This window comes from Pseudomonas sp. CCI4.2, from assembly GCF_034350045.1.
GTDB lineage: Bacteria > Pseudomonadota > Gammaproteobacteria > Pseudomonadales > Pseudomonadaceae > Aquipseudomonas.
In genome coordinates, this window is the sequence record NZ_CP133781.1 from 440255 (window position 1) to 458100 (window position 17846).

Consider the following 17846-nt stretch of genomic DNA (forward strand, 5'->3'; position numbering starts at 1 on the left):
CGTAGCGGGCGACCGCGGTTAAAGGTGACTGACTTCGACAATCTCGTACTCAATCACGCCACCCGGCGTCTTGACGATGACCACATCACCCTCCTCCTTGGCAATCAAGGCGCGAGCAATAGGCGAGCCCACCGAGAGCTTGCCCTGTTTGATATCAGCTTCGTCTTCGCCGACGATCTGATAGCGCACACGCTCGTCAGTTTCTACGTTTGCAATTTCTACGGTCGTGCCGAAGATCACCTTGCCGGTGTGGGCAATGGTTTTCACATCGATGACGACTGCGTTCTGCAGACGACCTTCGATATCACGAACACGTGCTTCAACCATGCCCTGCTGCTCACGAGCGGCATGGTACTCAGCGTTTTCCTTGAGGTCGCCCAGCTCTCGAGCAGTGCCGATGTCCTGGCTAAGCTTGGGACGAATCACCTTGGTCAGGTGATGTAATTCCTCTTCGAGAGCGCGCGCGCCCTCGACGGTCATTGGGTATTTAGTCATACGTTCAATCCTGCATGTAGATCCTGCAAGCGACGCACGGTCTTCTCTGGACCGAACTTGAGCGCTTCACAGATAGCCTCGCCCGCAGCGATGGTCGTCGTGCAGTAAATCTTGTGCTGCAAGGCGTTTCGACGAATGGAGTAAGAATCAGCGATCGATTGACGGCCTTCAGTGGTGTTGATGATCAGCGTGACTTCGTCATTTTTGATCATGTCGACAATGTGCGGACGACCTTCGGTCACCTTGTTCACACGGCGCACTTCCAAACCTGCCGCCTCGATGACTTTAGCCGTGCCCGCGGTTGCAACGATTTTGAAGCCGAGCTTGATCAGGTCGCGTGCGACGCCGGCCACCAAAGGCTTGTCGTCGTCACGGACGCTGATAAACGCAGTACCGCCGACCGGCAATACTTCACTGGCGCCCATTTGGGCCTTGGCAAATGCTTCGCCAAAGGTGTCGCCCACGCCCATCACTTCGCCGGTAGACTTCATCTCTGGGCCAAGGATAGGGTCAACGCCGGGGAACTTGGCGAAAGGGAAAACGGCTTCTTTCACGCTATAGAAGTTCGGAATGATTTCTTTGGTGAAACCAATTTCCTTCAACGTCTTACCAGCCATGACCCGTGCAGCGATCATTGCCAGCGAAACGCCGATGCACTTCGATACGAACGGCACGGTACGCGACGCGCGCGGGTTGACTTCGATGACGTAGATGTCTTCGCCTTGCAGCGCCAACTGTACGTTCATCAAACCGACCACACCCAGTTCGAGGGCCATTTTCTTGACCTGCTCACGCATCTCGTCCTGGATATGCGCAGGCAGCGAGTACGGAGGCAGTGAGCAGGCGGAGTCACCGGAGTGAACGCCGGCTTGTTCGATGTGCTGCATGATGGCGCCGATCACAACATCGGTACCATCGCAAACTGCATCGACATCCATTTCGATGGCGCAGTTGAGGAAGTGGTCCAGCAGCACAGGGCTGTCGTTGGACACGCTTACTGCATCGCGAAGGTAACGTTTCAATTCGTCTTCTTCGTAGACGATTTCCATCGCTCGGCCGCCCAATACGTAGGACGGACGCACGACGAGCGGGTAACCAATCTTGCCGGCGGCACGAATCGCTTCTTCTTCGCTGCGCACAGTCGCGTTTGGCGGCTGACGAAGGTTCAGGCGCTCGACCATTTGTTGGAAGCGTTCACGATCTTCCGCACGGTCGATGGCGTCAGGGCTGGTGCCGATGATCGGCACGCCCGCTTCTTCCAACGCACGGGCCAGCTTCAATGGGGTCTGACCACCGTACTGGACGATAACGCCTTTAGGCTTCTCGACGCGGACGATTTCCAGCACGTCTTCCAGGGTGACAGGCTCGAAGTACAGACGGTCCGAGGTGTCGAAGTCAGTGGACACAGTTTCCGGGTTGCAGTTGACCATGATGGTCTCGTACCCGTCTTCGCGCAGTGCCAGTGCCGCGTGGACACAGCAATAATCGAATTCGATGCCTTGACCGATACGGTTAGGACCGCCGCCCAAAATCATGATCTTGTCGCGGGTCGAAGGATTGGCTTCGCACTCTTCCTCGTAGGTCGAGTACAGGTAAGCAGTGTCTGTCGCGAACTCGGCCGCGCAGGTGTCAACGCGCTTGTAGACCGGGAAGATCTCGAGCTTGTGACGATGACGCCGCAGGTTTTTCTCAGTAACACCCAGCAGCGTGGCCAGACGACCGTCAGAGAAACCTTTGCGCTTGAGGCGGAACATCAGGTCACGATCAATCGTCGCCAGACCCAAGGTTTTGATTTTGGCTTCTTCTTTGATCAAGTCTTCGATCTGCACCAGGAACCAGCGATCGATCATGTTCATGCTGTAGATCTGGTCAACCGTCATACCGGCACGGAAGGCGTCTGCCACATACCAGATGCGCTCGGCGCCCGGCACGGTGAGTTCGCGCTTGAGCACGGTCATGCTTTCCGGGTTGGTCAGGTCCAGCTTAGGGTCCAGACCGTTGACGCCCACTTCCAGACCGCGCAAGGCTTTCTGCAGGGACTCCTGGAAGGTCCGGCCGATGGCCATGACTTCGCCGACCGACTTCATTTGCGTGGTCAGACGAGCGTCAGCCTTCGGAAACTTCTCGAAGGCAAAGCGTGGCAACTTGGTGACGACGTAATCAATCGATGGCTCGAACGATGCCGGGGTCTTGCCACCGGTGATTTCGTTCTGCAATTCGTCGAGGGTGTAACCGATGGCTAGCTTGGCTGCGACCCGAGCAATCGGGAAGCCGGTGGCTTTGGAGGCCAGGGCCGAGGAGCGAGAAACCCGCGGGTTCATCTCGATCACAACCATACGACCAGTGTCAGGGCAGATGCCGAACTGGACGTTGGAGCCGCCGGTTTCAACGCCGATTTCACGCAGTACCGCCAACGAGGCGTTACGCATGATCTGGTATTCCTTGTCGGTCAGCGTTTGAGCTGGCGCAACAGTGATGGAGTCGCCGGTGTGGACGCCCATCGGGTCAAAGTTTTCGATGGAGCAGACGATGATGCAGTTGTCCTTTTTGTCGCGGACCACTTCCATCTCGTACTCTTTCCAGCCAATCAGCGACTCATCGATCAGCAGCTCTTTGGTCGGTGACAGGTCGAGACCGCGTGTACAGATTTCTTCGAACTCTTCGCGGTTGTACGCGATACCGCCACCGGTGCCGCCCATGGTGAACGATGGGCGGATGATGCAGGGGAAGCCCAGCTTCTCCAGCACAACGTACGCTTCTTCAAGGGTATGGGCGATGCCGGAACGCGGGCAGTCGAGGCCGATGGACTTCATCGCCTTGTCGAAGCGCGAACGGTCTTCAGCTTTGTCGATGGTGTCGGCGTTGGCGCCGATCATCTCAACACCGAACTTCTCCAGAACGCCTTCGCGCTCCAGGTCCAGTGCGCAGTTCAATGCCGTCTGGCCGCCCATGGTTGGCAGCAGAGCGTCTGGACGCTCTTTCTCGATGATCTTGGCAACCGTCTGCCACTTGATCGGCTCGATGTAGGTCGCGTCGGCCATCGACGGGTCGGTCATGATGGTGGCTGGGTTGGAGTTCACCAGAACCACGCGATAACCCTCTTCGCGCAGGGCTTTGCAGGCCTGGGCGCCGGAGTAGTCGAATTCACAGGCCTGGCCGATCACGATGGGACCGGCGCCGAGAATCAGGATGGTTTTTATATCTGTACGTTTTGGCATGGGGTTGTCACTCAAATCCTTGGGTCAGTCGGCAAGCCGTCTTGAACATTTGTCTCAGGGCGTTGGGCGGATCAGCCAGACACTTTCGTCTGGGCTCAGCCCAACCCTCTGCGTGCTAAATCTCAAGTCAGCCGGTTAGCGCCGCTTGGCCATAGCGTCGATAAAGCGATCAAACAGGGGTGCAACGTCGGTAGGTCCCGGGCTCGCTTCAGGGTGACCCTGGAAGCTGAACGCGGACTTGTCGGTACGCTCGATGCCTTGCAAGGTGCCATCGAACAGCGACTTGTGAGTAACGCGGACGTTGCTCGGCAAGGTGCTTTCGTCGACGGTAAAACCGTGGTTCTGGCTGGTGATCATGACGACACCGGTGTCCAAATCCTGGACCGGGTGGTTCGCGCCGTGGTGGCCGTGATCCATTTTCAGGGTCTTGGCGCCGGAAGCGAGTGCCAGCAACTGGTGACCCAGGCAGATACCGAAGATCGGCGTCTCGGTTTCCAGCAGCTCCTGGATAGCCTTGATCGCGTAATCGCACGGCTCAGGATCGCCAGGTCCGTTGGACAGGAAGATCCCGTCGGGACTGAGCGCCAACACGTCGCTGGCCGGGGTTTGCGCCGGGACCACCGTGACGCGGCAACCACGATCAACCAACATACGTAGAATGTTCAGCTTGATGCCGTAGTCAAACGCCACTACGTGGTAAGGCAGATCAGCGGCAGCGATCTCTGGGTGGCTGTCAGTCGCCAGATTCCAGACCCCCGAACGCCACTCGTAGCTTTCTTTAACGCTGACCACTTTCGCCAGATCCATGCCTTTCAGGCCTGGGAAGCCGCGTGCGGCTTCGATCGCAGCCTCTTCGGAAATGTTGTCGCCAGCCATGATGCAGCCGTTTTGTGCGCCTTTCTCACGCAGGATGCGGGTCAGGCGACGGGTGTCGATACCGGCAATCGCCACCACGTTATTGGATTTCAGGTAGTCATCCAGGGACATCGTGTTGCGCCAGTTGCTCGCTACCAGCGGCAAATCGCGGATAACCAACCCGGCCGACCAAACGCGGTCAGACTCGGCATCTTCCGGCGTCGTACCGGTGTTGCCGATGTGCGGGTAAGTCAGGGTAACAATCTGTTGGGCATAGGAAGGATCGGTAAGAATTTCCTGATAACCGGTCATTGCGGTGTTAAACACCACCTCACCAACGGTTTGACCGTCGGCTCCAATGGCTTCGCCGCGAAAAATGCTGCCATCAGCAAGGGCGAGTATGGCTGGCTTAGTCAAGAAGACCTCCCGGTAAATAAAGCCTGAAAGGGCGTTCGCAGGTTGTAAAAAAGCGGAATGACGTAGACACGTCACCCCGCTTCTTCTCGAATTATCTGCGCTTTTAGTGGACACACTAAAGCTGTAGGTTACAGAAAAGAGGTGTTTTGGTCTACCGCCAATGAGTCTGAAAGACAGGGGAATACGACGGAACAGCGCTAGGCGGGTAAAAACGGGGCCAAAACCCATGAAAAACACCGGCCAAACTTTCTGTGAGCCGGCAGAAATCTTTATGTGGGGGCGAACTTGTTCGCAAATCTAACGAGTCGGTTCAACTGCAACACCGCGCCGCTGCTTTCGCGAACAAGTTCGCTCCCACCAGATTTTCGCTGCTTCAAGAATAATTAACGCAGATCCAGTACGTCTTGCATGTCATACAGACCAGGCGGTTGATCGTTGAGCCACAGGGCGGCCCGGACGGCGCCCTTGGCAAAGGTCATGCGACTCGACGCCTTGTGCGTGATTTCCACGCGCTCTCCGTCTGCCGCGAACAACACCGTGTGATCACCTACGATGTCGCCGGCGCGAATGGTCGCAAAGCCAATGCTTTGGCGATCACGCGCACCGGTCTGGCCTTCACGACCATAAACCGCAACCTTCTCTAAGTCTCGACCCAACGCACTGGCGATGACTTCACCCATGCGCAGCGCGGTACCTGAAGGGGCATCGACCTTGTGCCGGTGATGCGCCTCGATGATTTCGATATCAACATCATCACCCAGCACTCGAGCAGCCGTATCCAGGAGTTTCAGGCACAAATTGACGCCGACGCTGAAGTTGGCGGCAAATACGATGGGGATATCCTTCCCCGCCTCAGCCAGACGCTGCTTCTCTTCCAGCGTGAATCCGGTGGTGCCGATGACCATGGCTTTGCCTGCCTTGCGGCAAAACGCCAGGTTTTTCAGGGTCACCGACGGGTGGGTAAAGTCGATCAGCACATCGAACTCGTCAGCCACTTTGGTTAAATCACCCGATAACTGAACACCGATCCGACCCAACGCGGCCAGTTCACCTGCGTCCGCGCCCACCAACGAGCTGTCTGGACGGTCGACCGCCGCCGTCAAACCTGCGCCAGGCGCTTGCTGAACGGCTTCAATCAGGGTTTTACCCATGCGCCCAGCGGCGCCCATAACTGCAATACGTCGCATGCCCAACCCTCTTGGTAGCCCTTACAAATCGCCGAAGAAACGCTTAACACCTTCAAACCAGCCACTGGCTTTAGGTGAATGCGAACTATCGCCCTCAAGGGTTGCACGGAACTCTTCGAGCAACTCACGCTGACGTCGGCCCAGGTTGACCGGGGTTTCGACTGCAACACGGCACATCAAGTCGCCTGCGCCGCCGCCACGTACCGGGGCTACACCTTTGCCTTTCAAGCGGAACTGTTTACCGGTCTGCGTACCTTCCGGGATTTTCAGTTTGACCCGACCGTCCAGCGTCGGCACTTCCAACTCACCGCCCAATGCGGCATCGGCGAAGCTGATAGGCACTTCACAGAACAGATGCTTGCCGTCACGCTGGAAGATCGCGTGTTCGCGCACATTGATTACAACGTACAGATCACCGGTTGGCCCGCCTTGGGTGCCGGCCTCACCTTCACCCGACAGACGAATGCGATCGCCGGTATCCACGCCAGGCGGCACTTTCACCGACAGTGTTTTGTATTCTTCAACTCGGCCTTCGCCTTTGCACGACTCGCACGGGTCGGAAATGATCTTGCCGTGCCCGTGGCAACGCGGGCAGGTTTGCTGCACAGAGAAGAAACCCTGCTGCATGCGCACCTGGCCAATACCACCGCACGTCGGGCACGTAATCGGCGCGGAACCTTTTTTGGCTCCCGAACCGTCGCACGGCTTGCAGTTGACCAAGGTAGGTACGCGAATGCTGACGGTAGTACCGCGCACTGCCTCTTCGAGGTTCAGCTCGAGGGTGTAGCGCAAGTCGCTGCCACGCTGAGCGCCACCACGCGCGCCGCCACGGCCACCGCCGAAGAAGTCACTGAATACGTCGCCGAAGATATCGGAGAAGTTTGCACCGCCAGCACCGAAACCGGCACCGCCGCCCGACTCAACACCCGCATGACCATACTGATCGTAAGCCGCGCGCTTGCTGGTATCGGAAAGCACTTCGTAGGCCTCATTGGCCTCTTTGAACATGTCTTCGGACGCTTTGTCGTCGGGGTTGCGGTCTGGGTGGTGTTTCATCGCGAGACGGCGATAAGCCTTTTTCAGGTCCGCTTCACTGGAGCCGCGCTCCACACCCAATATCTCGTAATAGTCACGCTTTGCCATAAGTCTTCCGCACTCTAGAGGACGTCCGGCAAAACCCTCCTGAGTTTTGCCAAACTCGTTGAGCCCGATACTGACCCGGACCCAACTCACGTCGATTCAACCACCCTGGCTTTTCGCACAACGGCCAGCCGGCCGGCCGCACGCGTCTACCGAGGGAAAAAGGACAACATAGGTCAGCCACAGGAGCGTCTGACTTTGCCGCATGGCTTTCGGGTCAAACCCGCCAGCCTGAAAAAATCGTCTATTCCAGACACGCCAACGCGGGAGCAAGCTCCCGCGCGGCGACATCCTACCAGTGACCGCCTGACTGCGGTCAACTGGCTTTCAAGTAGGCTTGCGCTTACTTGTGGTCTTTCACTTCTTCGAACTCTGCATCAACGACGTCGTCGGCTTTTGCAGGCTCTTCAGCGTGAGCGTCGCCCGCGCCTTGCGGCTTCGCGGCTTCTTCGGCGTACATTTTCTGAGCAACCGGAGCCGTCAACTTGGACAACTCTTCAACCTTGGCTTCGATGGTCGCTTTGTCGTCGCCTTTAACGGCAGCTTCCAGAGCAGTCAGCGCAGCTTCGATGGCGGTTTTTTCTTCCGCAGTTACTTTCTCGCCAGCATCGACGATCATTTTACGAGTCGAGTGGACCAGTGCATCACCTTGGTTGCGGGCAGCGGCCAGCTCAACGAACTTGTTGTCTTCTTCAGCGTGGGCTTCAGCATCACGCACCATCTGTTGAATTTCTTCTTCAGACAGACCGGAGTTGGCCTTGATGATGATCGACTGGGTTTTGCCCGTTGCCTTGTCTTTGGCGCCTACGTGCAAGATACCGTTGGCATCGATGTCGAAGGTCACTTCGATCTGAGGCACGCCGCGTGGAGCTGGCGGAATGTCGGCCAAGTCGAACTTGCCCAGCGATTTGTTCTGCGCCGCTTGCTTACGCTCGCCCTGCAGAACGTGAATGGTCACTGCGCCTTGGTTGTCATCGGCAGTCGAGAACACTTGGGATTTCTTGGTAGGAATCGTGGTGTTTTTCTCGATCAGCGCAGTCAACACGCCGCCCATGGTTTCGATACCGAGGGTCAGCGGACTAACGTCCAGCAGCAATACGTCTTTAACGTCGCCAGACAATACCGCGCCTTGGATAGCAGCACCCATTGCAACCGCTTCGTCCGGGTTAACGTCTTTACGCGCTTCTTTGCTGAAGAACTCAGTCACCAGCTTCTGCACTAGCGGCATACGTGTCTGGCCACCGACCAGGATCACGTCGTCGATTTTGCCGACTTCGATGCCCGAGTCTTTCAGCGCGATACGGCAAGGCTCGATCGTGCGCTTAACCAGGTCTTCAACCAGTGCTTCCAACTTGGCGCGAGAGATTTTCACGTTCAAGTGCTTAGGACCGGTTGCGTCTGCAGTGATGTACGGCAGGTTAACGTCGGTCTGCAGGCTGGAAGACAGCTCGATTTTGGCTTTTTCAGCAGCTTCTTTCAGGCGCTGCATAGCCAGCGGATCACCCTTAAGGTTCATGCCGCTTTCTTTCTTGAATTCGTCAACGAGGTAGTCGATCAAACGAATGTCGAAGTCTTCACCACCCAGGAACGTATCGCCGTTGGTGGCCAATACTTCGAACTGGTGCTCGCCATCAACTTCAGCAATTTCGATAACCGAAACGTCGAATGTACCGCCGCCCAAGTCATAAACGATGACGGTGTGATCGCCCTTCGCTTTGTCCATGCCGTAAGCCAGAGCGGCTGCGGTTGGTTCGTTGATGATGCGCTTAACGTCCAGACCCGCAATACGGCCGGCATCTTTAGTCGCCTGACGCTGGCTGTCGTTGAAGTAAGCCGGCACGGTAATAACCGCTTCAGTCACCGCTTCGCCCAAGTAGTCTTCGGCGGTTTTCTTCATCTTCTTCAGAATTTCAGCCGAAATCTGAGGAGGCGACATTTTTTGACCGTTCACTTCGACCCAAGCATCGCCGTTATCAGCTTTGACGATCTTGTACGGGACCATTTGAATGTCTTTTTGCACAACTTCTTCGTCGAAGCGGCGACCGATCAAACGCTTTACTGCATACAACGTGTTGTGCGGATTGGTCACTGCCTGACGCTTGGCGGATTGGCCAACCAGAATTTCGCCATCGTTTGCATAAGCCACGATAGAAGGCGTGGTGCGCGCGCCTTCGGCGTTTTCAATAACTTTAACATTGCCGTTTTCGAGAATGGAAACACACGAGTTGGTGGTCCCCAGGTCGATACCGATGATTCTGCCCATGTTTACTTTCTCCTGAAACTTGGATTTGGTTGCCGCAACTGCGTTTACAAATTGCGGTAGCACTTAAACGCATGACTTCTAAATGGGGGCCTGATGGCTGATTTCAAGCCTGTTCATCAATCGATGGCCTTACCGGCGCAACAGGCTTACTAACCACGACCATGGCCGGACGCAGCAGGCGACCGTTGAGCTGATAACCCTTTTGAAACACCTTGAGCACACTATTAGGTTCGACCTCTGCACTTTCCTGCATGGCCATCGCCTGATGGTGTTCAGCGTTGAACGGTTCGCCGTGTGGATCAATAGACTCCAACTGATAACGCTTCAGGGTGTCCTGGAACATTTTCAGCGTCATCTCAATACCTTCGCGCATCGGACGGATGCTTTCATCGTCCGGGCTGGACAAGTCCAGACCACGCTCCAGGCTATCGATGATCGGTAACAGATCGCCTGCGAATTTTTCCAGGGCGAACTTGTGAGCCTTTTCTACATCCTGCTCGGCACGACGGCGGACATTCTGCAGATCCGCAGCAACTCGCAGGGATTGGTCCTGCGCGGCAGCCAGCTGCTCTTCAAGCCCTTGCACACGCGCCAACATGTCATCACCCGAAACCGCTTCAGCGGTCTGATCTTGAGTCTGCGTATCCAGATTCTGTTCGTCAGCCATAGATTTCTCCTTTCAATTACATCCGTGAGCTCAACTCACGCTTCTGTCCCGCTATATGGGGTCTTAATTTTCAGCTTCAAGGGCATTGAAGCGTGCAACCACGCTGAGTTTCGTCAGCGCCTGACTGCACAAAATCGCTCAACGGACTTAAAACCGCGTTAAATCATCCAAATCGAGCTAACGGTGGGCATTGTCAGCCAGAAACAAAACACTGTATAAATAACCAGACAAATTGCTTGGGAGCCGCCTCTATGCTGGTGCACCTGTCCGTTCATAACTATGCCATCGTCGAACATCTCGATCTCGAGCTGGACCGAGGCATGAGTGTCATTACTGGCGAAACCGGCGCCGGCAAATCGATCATGCTCGATGCGCTAGGCCTGACGCTGGGCGACCGCGCCGACAGTGGCGTGGTCCGCCCCGGCGCTGACAAAGCCGATATTCTTGCCACGTTCGACCTGACCGACATTCCCGAAGCGCGCGCCTGGCTTCAAGAGCGTGACCTGGACAACGAGGGTCCGTGCATCCTGCGCCGGGTGATTACCGCCGAAGGTCGCTCGCGCGCCTATATCAATGGAACGCCCTGCCCCCAAGGTGATTTGAAGGCGCTCGGCGAATTTCTGATCGACATTCATAGCCAGCATGAACATCAATCACTGCTTAAACCTGACACCCACCGCCGTTTACTCGACGAATACGCGGGTGCCAACGACCTTGCCCGGCAGGTCCAGCTGGCCGCGCAACGCTGGCGTCAGGCGCGACAAGAGCTGGAACGACTGTCCAACTCTGGCGACGAACAACGCTCGCGTCATCAACTGCTCAGCTACCAGCTTGAAGAGCTGGAAAGCCTGGGTCTTGGTGAAAACGAACTGGAGCAGTTAGAGCAAGAACACAAAACCCTCACCAACGCCGAAAGCCTGCTGAGCATTTGCCGACAGGTCGTTGAGCAATGCAGTGAAAACGACTCAGGCAATGTCTTGACTGCGCTGACTGCCAGCCTGAACCGCTTGAGCGCTGTCACCAGCTCGCCGACCGCCATGAGTGAAGCCGCGAGCATGCTGTCCAGTGCGCAGATTCAGGTTGAAGAAGCCGTGGGCGAACTGAATCGCTTTCTGGACCATTTTGATGCCGATCCGGCGCGCCTTCAGCAGTTGGAAGAGCGCCTGGATATCATTTACACCCTGGCACGCAAACACCGCATTCAACCCACGGATGTTGCCGCGCTCCAGCAACGGCTACTGGACGAGATTGATTCGCTCAACGCAAGCGATGAATCCATTGAACGTCTCGAAAATGAATTGGCGTCCTATGCCCGTCATTATCAGGACAAGGCGCGGGAACTGAGTGACCTGCGTCAACTCTCGGCACCAAACCTTGCGTCGGCCGTCGAGCAGGAAATTCAACGGCTCGGGATGCCCGGCGGACGGTTCAGCATCGAACTACGACCCAACACCGGCAAAGAGTTGCTGCCCAATGGCCTGGAACAGGTCGAGCTATTGGTCAGCGCCAACCCAGGTCAGCCGCTCAAAGCATTGGCCAAGGTGGCCTCGGGTGGCGAGCTGTCCCGTATCAGCCTGGCAATTCAGGTGATTACCGCGCAAACCTCGCGGGTGCCGACGCTGGTATTCGACGAAGTCGATGTCGGGATTGGTGGACCCACCGCAGAAATCGTTGGCCAGCTCTTACGACGCTTGGGCGACCGCGGACAAGTGATGACTGTCACCCACTTGCCGCAAGTGGCTGCGCAGGGCCACCAACATCTGTTCGTGCATAAAGTGCGCGACAGCGAAGTGACACGCACCGCGGTGTCAAAGCTGAGCAAGAATGAACGCATCGAAGAAGTGGCACGCATGCTCGGCGGCATCGACCTGACCAAGGAATCCCTTGCCCACGCGAAAAAGATGGTTATCACCGCTAAGGTTTGAACGCCAAAAAGCCGAACACCAGACAGCACAAAGGCGACCCTGGGGTCGCCTTTGTCGTAGCTGCCGGAAGGTTAAACCTTCTTCTTGCGCACGTAGAGCACCAAGTTGTGGTCCACCAACTCGTACCCATGCTTTTCGACAATCCCTTTCTGGAGCTTTTCGATTTCTTCTTCGAAGAATTCGATCACTTCACCGGATTCCACGTTGACCATGTGGTCGTGGTGGCCGCCGTCAGCCAGTTCGAATACAGCATGACCGCCGTCGAAATTGTGGCGAACCACCAATCCAGCAGCTTCGAACTGAGTCAGTACACGGTAAACCGTGGCCAGGCCAACATCTTCGTTGGCTTCCATAAGCGCCTTGTAAACGTCCTCGGCACTCATGTGACGTTGCTCGGCGGAATCGAGCATCTGTAGAATTTTGACCCGTGGCAGGGTCACTTTAAGTCCGGCTTTGCGTAGTTCGCTATTTTCAACCATGGTCAGCTTTCTCGCGGATGCTGCTTCGCAGCTTCTCTTATTGCGGGTATGATCGGGGTTTTGTTTCCCCCAGCCAAGATAGTGGAAGTCGCCCACCGATGCAAAACACCAAGCTCCTGCTAGCCAGTTTCACCTTCGTGGGACTGATCGCACTCGCCGGTTGTTCAATCCCCGGGGTTTACAAAATCGACATCCAGCAAGGCAATGTCGTCACGCAGGACATGATAGACCAGTTACGCCCGGGAATGACCCGTCGGCAAGTACGGTTTATTATGGGCAATCCCTTGCTGACTGACACCTTCCATACGGATCGTTGGGATTATCTTTATAGCCTGCAGCCTGGGGGTGGTGAACGCCAACAGGAGCGCATGACGCTTATTTTTAATGCCAATGACCAACTGGCCAGTCTTTCCGGTGATTTCAAGCCGGGCGTAAGCCGTGACGAAGCCATTCTTGGCAAGCACAGCGACACGACTGTAGAGCCAGGCAAGGGTGAAACACCTAAAGCCGACGAGCCGCCAAAACCGGGCTCGTTGCTTGAACAGATCCAAAATGATGTGGATAAAGTCGAGTCCGTACCGGTGCCGACCCAGGTACCGCTGCAAACGTCGCCACAGTGACGTTGCCGCAACACCCATAAAAAAGCCCGGTTCGCCGGGCTTTTTTACGTCTGCCGATAATCGGTAAATCCAGGCGACCTACGGTGTATCGCCCTTACTCTTGGCCAACGCCGCTTTGGCAGCGCGCAACCGACGTATTTCTTTCGGGTCAGCCAGCAGCGGTCGGTAGATCTCGATTCGATCACCGGCCTGCAGTACGTGGGTATCCGCGCCGCTCAATACTTTGCCAAATATTCCTACCGGACAGTGCATCAGGTCCAGCTCGGGAAAGTGTTTACCAATGCCGGACGCGAACAACCCACTGCGCACCGTGGTTCCGGCGGGCAGGTCAAGACTTAGCAGCATTTGCCGATCGATAGCGGCATAGACCACCTCGATTGTGATCATTGCCTCAGCCATGCAGTTGTTTTGCCCGCTGACAAAACGCGTCGACCAAGGTGTTGGCCGCTTGATTGAACAAAGGTCCCAAGGTCGCCCGGATGATCGGCCCCGCGTAATCGAACGACAGATCGAGACTAATCTTGCAGGCCTTCTCACCCAACTGCTTGAACGTCCAGACGCCATGCAACTGACTGAAAGGCCCCTCTTCCAGATTCATCTCAATCGATTGCCCCGCCACCAGCGTGTTGCGCGTCACAAAATGCTGGCTCAGCCCCCCTTTGGCGATTTCTACCCGGGCGCGCATGTGCACATCGCTGACGTCCAGTACCACGCCCGAAGAACACCACGGCAGAAATTCCGAGTAGTGAGCGACATCGTTTACCAAGTCATAAAGCGCCTGAGCCGGGTAAGGCAGCAGGGCTGAACGTTGAATATGGGTAGTCATGTCAGCGTCACTTCCAAATAAATTGCGTCTGCATCATTCACGAAAATTTGGCCTGATGCCAACGTGCAATGCTCAAACCACTGGAGCAATGGATGAATATCGAGCGCACATTGTCCGGGATTCAATCAAGGTGCTCAAGCACGCAGGTTCACCGTAGCCGACAGCGCACTGACTCCCTATACTGCGTCCCCTATGGCTAAGCTCAAGAAACACCCCACAGGGACCATCGCGCAAAATAAAAAAGCGCGTCACGATTACTTCATCGAACACAAGTTCGAGGCCGGTCTGGTCCTGGCTGGCTGGGAAGTAAAAAGTCTGCGTGCCAGCAAGGTGCAGTTGGTCGACAGTTATGTGCTGCTCAAGGACGGTGAGGCTTGGCTGATGGGTAGCCATATCTCGCCGTTGACGACCGCTAGTACACACGTCATCGCTGACCCGACACGTACCCGAAAACTATTGCTCAACCACCGAGAGCTCGAAAAGCTCAACACGGCGGTCCAGCAAAAAGGCTATTCCTGCGTAGCCCTTTCCATTTACTGGAAAGCGCATTTGATCAAGTGCGAAATCGCGCTGGGCAAAGGCAAGAAGGAATACGACAAGCGCCATACCGAGCGTGAGCGCGACTCTGACCGCGAGCTGCAACGTGCGGTTCGGAGCAAGGGTAAGGACGACTGAGTTCGACGCAGAACCGTGTTGCACCCTTCGCGAATGCATTCGCTCCCGCAGTAGATTTGCGTCTTTGTGTGGGAGCGAATTCATTCGCGAAAGCGTCAGCTCAGACAACCCTGATTTTCCTCAAACCCCCTTGCGCCGCTCCGCCCTCGCCGTTCGCTGCACTTGTTGCCGCACCTCTTCGAGCACCTCTTGAACGTACAACAGATGACGACTGGAAACCTCGCGGGCGTCGTCCGCCCGACCTTCGATGATCGCCAGGTACAACTCACGGTGCTGATTGATCAGCATGTCGCGGGTCTCGGTGCGCTGCTTGTACATGCCGCCGATGTTGGTCACTACGTTACGCTTGAGCAAATCAAACAAGCCGCGAATCGTGTGCAGCAGAACCGCGTTATGGCTGGCTTCAGCGATAGCCAAGTGGAAATTGGCATCGGCTTCGCCCTCTTCGGCACGGCTAACCTCGCCGACCCGAGAATAACAACTTTGCAGCAACTCGAATGCCGCCCTCAGACGATCGCGATCAAGGTCGGTGGCACGCTGAGCAGCGTAGTAGGCGCACGACGCTTCGAGCGTTTGCCGGAATTCAAGCAAATCACGTTGAGCCTCTGGGTTGCTTTCCAGCAAGTGCAGCAACGGATCGCTAAACGTGGACCCAAGATTCTCGACCACATAATTACCGCCGCCCTGACGACTGATCAGCAGCCCTTTAGCGGTGAGCTTCTGGATTGCCTCACGCAAAGACGGGCGAGACACACCAAACTGTTCAGCTAAGGCACGCTCGGCAGGCAAGCGCTCGCCCGACTTCAAGGTGCCCTCAAGAATCATTCCTTCGAGTTGTTCGACAATATCGTCAGACAAACGCCGCTGACGCACCTGATCAAACCCCATAACGCTCTCCAAACCCCCGGACATTTACCGAGATTGCCTATTCTCGCCGATAGCCACAGCGCTGGCACCCTTCAGAAACCACCGAAAACAGCCCATCAGCGGATTACTTTCAGTAAATCGACGAAAGTATTAGCAGGGCAAATTGACACACCCGTAGTAACGCTTCTAACCTAGCGCCCAGACATTGTAAATTGGTATTACCAATTATCCAATGCCGACGTTCGAAGGACACTCTCCACGGCGTCGCAATGCCTTTCGCCATAACGAAAGGTTTGACTGGTGAACTGCGCAACTCGTTTGTCAGCATCGGTTCGATGGCAGCTATGCTCACTGCTGGCCCGAATCAACATGCGACCTACAAGCGACACAGGGCACCGGGCCTGACCAACAATAATTAGGGGCCTCCACCTATGCAAACCTGGCAACAGCTGTACACCCCACTTGGCAGTCTTGGCCTTTCGGCCATCGCAGCAGTCATTCCCATCGTGTTTTTCTTCGCGGCACTGGCCGTATTTCGGCTTAAAGGGCACGTTGCGGGCACGATCACCATGCTGCTGTCAGTGTTGATTGCGATTTTCGCTTTCCACATGCCGACTGACATGGCAATTGCTTCTGCCATTTATGGCTTTGGTTATGGCCTGTGGCCCATTGCCTGGATCATTGTTGCAGCCGTATTCCTCTACAAACTGACCGTCAAGAGCGGCCAGTTCGAAATCATCCGCAGTTCTGTACTGACCATCACCGATGACCAACGCCTACAAGTGTTGCTCATCGCGTTCTGCTTTGGTGCCTTCCTTGAAGGTGCGGCAGGGTTCGGCGCTCCGGTAGCGATTACCGCAGCACTGTTGGTCGGTCTTGGCTTCAACCCACTGTACGCTGCAGGCTTGTGCCTGATTGCCAACACCGCGCCTGTTGCGTTCGGTGCACTGGGTATCCCAATCATCGTTGCCGGGCAGGTTTCCGGGATTGATGCATTCAAAATCGGCGCAATGGCCGGCCGTCAATTGCCGCTGCTGTCGCTGTTCGTACCGTTCTGGCTGATGTTCATCATGGACGGCAAGCGCGGCGTCAAAGAAACCTGGCCAGCAGCGTTGGTTGCCGGTGGCAGCTTCGCGGTTTGCCAGTTCTTTACGTCGAACTTCATCGGCCCAGAACTGCCGGACATCGTGTCCGCACTGGCCAGCCTGATTTCTCTGACCTTGTTCCTGAAAGTCTGGCAGCCAAAACGCACTGCCGGTGCCACCATGGCCGGTGCAACCTCGTCGGCAGTAGTTGTCGGCAGCCCAGGCGGCTTTGGTCTGCCACGCACCTCAATCGCGTCGGAATACAACGGCGGCCAGATCTTTAAGGCATGGTCCCCGTTCCTGATTCTGACCGTCGTCGTCACTATCTGGACGCTCAAACCGTTCAAAGCATTGTTCGCCGCAGGTGGTGCGCTGCAAGCCTGGACCATCGCTATTCCAGTCCCGCACCTTGATCAACTGGTCTACAAAGTCGCACCGGTCGTCGTCAACCCAACCGTGATGCCTGCGGTGTTCAAGTTCGACATGATTGCCGCCTCCGGCACTGCTATTTTGATCTCGGCGCTGCTGTCGATGATTGTGCTACGGATCAAGCCGCAAACGGGTCTGAGCACGTTCAAAGAAACATTGATGGAGTTGCGTTGGGCGATCATCTCCATTGGCATGGTGCTATCGTTTGCCTTCGTGATGAACTACTCGGGCATGTCCACCACCCTTGCGTTAGTACTGGCATCTACCGGCGCTGCGTTCCCGTTCTTCTCGCCGTTCCTCGGCTGGCTGGGCGTGTTCCTGACGGGTTCCGATACGTCTTCCAATGCCCTGTTCGGCTCACTGCAAGCCACAACGGCTCACCAATTAGGCGTCAGTGACGTGCTCATGGTGGCAGCGAACTCATCGGGCGGCGTGACCGGCAAAATGATCTCGCCACAATCGATTGCAGTCGCTTGCGCGGCTACCGGTCTGGTTGGCCAAGAATCCGACCTGTTTAGGTTTACCCTCAAACACAGCCTGTTCTTTGCTGCCATCGTCGGTTGCATTACGTTGATCCAGGCTTACTGGCTCACCGGCATGTTGGTGATCTGAGTACCTGATTAATAGCAAGACGCACCACCCGTAACTGCACCCTGCAACGACCTGGCGCCGGACTAACCACCCGGCGCCAACCATTC

General features: G+C 56.1%; 15 protein-coding genes. 4 read left to right on the forward strand and 11 right to left on the reverse strand.

What is annotated here, in order from left to right; translation table 11 throughout:
- Nucleotides 1-18 precede the first annotated feature (18 nt).
- The 7 genes from greA to grpE all read right to left on the reverse strand — a co-directional run bounded on the left by greA (nucleotide 19) and on the right by grpE (nucleotide 10242).
- Nucleotides 19-495 (reverse strand): transcription elongation factor GreA, encoded by a 477-nt coding sequence (gene greA / locus RHM65_RS02040; RefSeq protein WP_299833840.1) that lies wholly within the window; start codon nucleotides 493-495, stop codon nucleotides 19-21.
- Complete coding sequence (gene carB, locus RHM65_RS02045; protein WP_322167619.1) at nucleotides 492-3713, reverse strand: carbamoyl-phosphate synthase large subunit; 3222 nt, start codon at nucleotides 3711-3713, stop codon at nucleotides 492-494. The genes greA and carB overlap by 4 nt, the downstream gene beginning before the upstream one ends.
- Nucleotides 3714-3848: 135 nt before the next feature.
- Nucleotides 3849-4985 carry a glutamine-hydrolyzing carbamoyl-phosphate synthase small subunit gene (gene carA, locus RHM65_RS02050; protein ID WP_322167618.1) on the reverse strand — a complete coding sequence of 379 codons (1137 nt, stop codon included), beginning with the start codon at nucleotides 4983-4985 and terminating at the stop codon, nucleotides 3849-3851.
- Between the two features lie 383 nt (nucleotides 4986-5368).
- Nucleotides 5369-6172 carry a 4-hydroxy-tetrahydrodipicolinate reductase gene (dapB, locus tag RHM65_RS02055; protein WP_322167617.1) on the reverse strand — a complete coding sequence of 268 codons (804 nt, stop codon included), beginning with the start codon at nucleotides 6170-6172 and terminating at the stop codon, nucleotides 5369-5371.
- A gap of 21 nt (nucleotides 6173-6193) precedes the next feature.
- Nucleotides 6194-7315, reverse strand: a complete 1122-nt coding sequence (dnaJ, locus tag RHM65_RS02060) for a molecular chaperone DnaJ (protein ID WP_322167616.1) — start codon at nucleotides 7313-7315, stop codon at nucleotides 6194-6196.
- Nucleotides 7316-7655: 340 nt separating this feature from the next.
- Nucleotides 7656-9575, reverse strand: a complete 1920-nt coding sequence (gene dnaK, locus RHM65_RS02065; protein WP_322167615.1) for a molecular chaperone DnaK — start codon at nucleotides 9573-9575, stop codon at nucleotides 7656-7658.
- A gap of 103 nt (nucleotides 9576-9678) precedes the next feature.
- The gene (gene grpE / locus RHM65_RS02070; RefSeq protein WP_322167614.1) at nucleotides 9679-10242 is read right to left on the reverse strand and encodes a nucleotide exchange factor GrpE; all 564 of its coding nucleotides are present in this window, start codon (nucleotides 10240-10242) and stop codon (nucleotides 9679-9681) included.
- A gap of 251 nt (nucleotides 10243-10493) precedes the next feature.
- Between grpE and recN the strand changes: the two genes are divergently transcribed.
- A complete protein-coding gene (recN, locus tag RHM65_RS02075) occupies nucleotides 10494-12167 on the forward strand; it encodes a DNA repair protein RecN (RefSeq protein ID WP_322167613.1) in 1674 nt (557 codons plus the stop codon).
- A 71-nt stretch (nucleotides 12168-12238) separates the two neighbouring features.
- Here recN and fur read toward each other — a convergent pair whose 3' ends face one another.
- Nucleotides 12239-12646: a ferric iron uptake transcriptional regulator gene (fur, locus tag RHM65_RS02080; protein ID WP_297836013.1), complete on the reverse strand. Its 408-nt coding sequence runs from the start codon at nucleotides 12644-12646 to the stop codon at nucleotides 12239-12241.
- A gap of 98 nt (nucleotides 12647-12744) precedes the next feature.
- Between fur and RHM65_RS02085 the strand changes: the two genes are divergently transcribed.
- Nucleotides 12745-13266: an outer membrane protein assembly factor BamE gene (locus tag RHM65_RS02085; protein ID WP_322167612.1), complete on the forward strand. Its 522-nt coding sequence runs from the start codon at nucleotides 12745-12747 to the stop codon at nucleotides 13264-13266.
- 78 nt (nucleotides 13267-13344) lie between these two features.
- On the opposite strand, the gene RHM65_RS02090 is transcribed toward RHM65_RS02085, so the two are convergent.
- Together RHM65_RS02090 and RHM65_RS02095 are read right to left on the reverse strand one after the other, a co-directional pair.
- Nucleotides 13345-13665: an RnfH family protein gene (locus RHM65_RS02090; RefSeq protein ID WP_322167611.1), complete on the reverse strand. Its 321-nt coding sequence runs from the start codon at nucleotides 13663-13665 to the stop codon at nucleotides 13345-13347.
- Nucleotides 13658-14092 (reverse strand): type II toxin-antitoxin system RatA family toxin, encoded by a 435-nt coding sequence (locus RHM65_RS02095; RefSeq protein ID WP_322167610.1) that lies wholly within the window; start codon nucleotides 14090-14092, stop codon nucleotides 13658-13660. Before RHM65_RS02095 ends, RHM65_RS02090 begins: the two co-directional genes overlap by 8 nt.
- A gap of 192 nt (nucleotides 14093-14284) precedes the next feature.
- Here RHM65_RS02095 and smpB point away from each other — a divergent pair, with 192 nt between their 5' ends.
- Nucleotides 14285-14767, forward strand: coding sequence for an SsrA-binding protein SmpB (gene smpB / locus RHM65_RS02100; protein ID WP_322167609.1), 483 nt, complete (start codon nucleotides 14285-14287; stop codon nucleotides 14765-14767).
- A gap of 120 nt (nucleotides 14768-14887) precedes the next feature.
- Here smpB and RHM65_RS02105 read toward each other — a convergent pair whose 3' ends face one another.
- A complete protein-coding gene (locus tag RHM65_RS02105; protein WP_322167608.1) occupies nucleotides 14888-15655 on the reverse strand; it encodes an FCD domain-containing protein in 768 nt (255 codons plus the stop codon).
- A 410-nt stretch (nucleotides 15656-16065) separates the two neighbouring features.
- On the opposite strand from RHM65_RS02105, the gene RHM65_RS02110 reads away from it, so the two are divergent.
- Nucleotides 16066-17760, forward strand: a complete 1695-nt coding sequence (locus tag RHM65_RS02110; protein ID WP_322167607.1) for a lactate permease LctP family transporter — start codon at nucleotides 16066-16068, stop codon at nucleotides 17758-17760.
- Nucleotides 17761-17846 lie beyond the last annotated feature (86 nt).

What these genes read in the sequence shown, in the direction of transcription:
- RHM65_RS02085 (WP_322167612.1), top strand. Translation starts at nt 12,745, where the DNA reads ATGCAAAACACCAAGCTCCTGCTAGCCAGTTTCACCTTCGTGGGACTG.
- RHM65_RS02090 (WP_322167611.1), bottom strand. Translation starts at nt 13,665, where the DNA reads ATGGCTGAGGCAATGATCACAATCGAGGTGGTCTATGCCGCTATCGAT.
- carB (WP_322167619.1), bottom strand. Translation starts at nt 3,713, where the DNA reads ATGCCAAAACGTACAGATATAAAAACCATCCTGATTCTCGGCGCCGGT.
- dapB (WP_322167617.1), bottom strand. Translation starts at nt 6,172, where the DNA reads ATGCGACGTATTGCAGTTATGGGCGCCGCTGGGCGCATGGGTAAAACC.
- RHM65_RS02110 (WP_322167607.1), top strand. Translation starts at nt 16,066, where the DNA reads ATGCAAACCTGGCAACAGCTGTACACCCCACTTGGCAGTCTTGGCCTT.
- fur (WP_297836013.1), bottom strand. Translation starts at nt 12,646, where the DNA reads ATGGTTGAAAATAGCGAACTACGCAAAGCCGGACTTAAAGTGACCCTG.
- RHM65_RS02105 (WP_322167608.1), bottom strand. Translation starts at nt 15,655, where the DNA reads ATGGGGTTTGATCAGGTGCGTCAGCGGCGTTTGTCTGACGATATTGTC.
- recN (WP_322167613.1), top strand. Translation starts at nt 10,494, where the DNA reads ATGCTGGTGCACCTGTCCGTTCATAACTATGCCATCGTCGAACATCTC.
- dnaK (WP_322167615.1), bottom strand. Translation starts at nt 9,575, where the DNA reads ATGGGCAGAATCATCGGTATCGACCTGGGGACCACCAACTCGTGTGTT.
- greA (WP_299833840.1), bottom strand. Translation starts at nt 495, where the DNA reads ATGACTAAATACCCAATGACCGTCGAGGGCGCGCGCGCTCTCGAAGAG.
- RHM65_RS02095 (WP_322167610.1), bottom strand. Translation starts at nt 14,092, where the DNA reads ATGACTACCCATATTCAACGTTCAGCCCTGCTGCCTTACCCGGCTCAG.
- smpB (WP_322167609.1), top strand. Translation starts at nt 14,285, where the DNA reads ATGGCTAAGCTCAAGAAACACCCCACAGGGACCATCGCGCAAAATAAA.
- grpE (WP_322167614.1), bottom strand. Translation starts at nt 10,242, where the DNA reads ATGGCTGACGAACAGAATCTGGATACGCAGACTCAAGATCAGACCGCT.
- dnaJ (WP_322167616.1), bottom strand. Translation starts at nt 7,315, where the DNA reads ATGGCAAAGCGTGACTATTACGAGATATTGGGTGTGGAGCGCGGCTCC.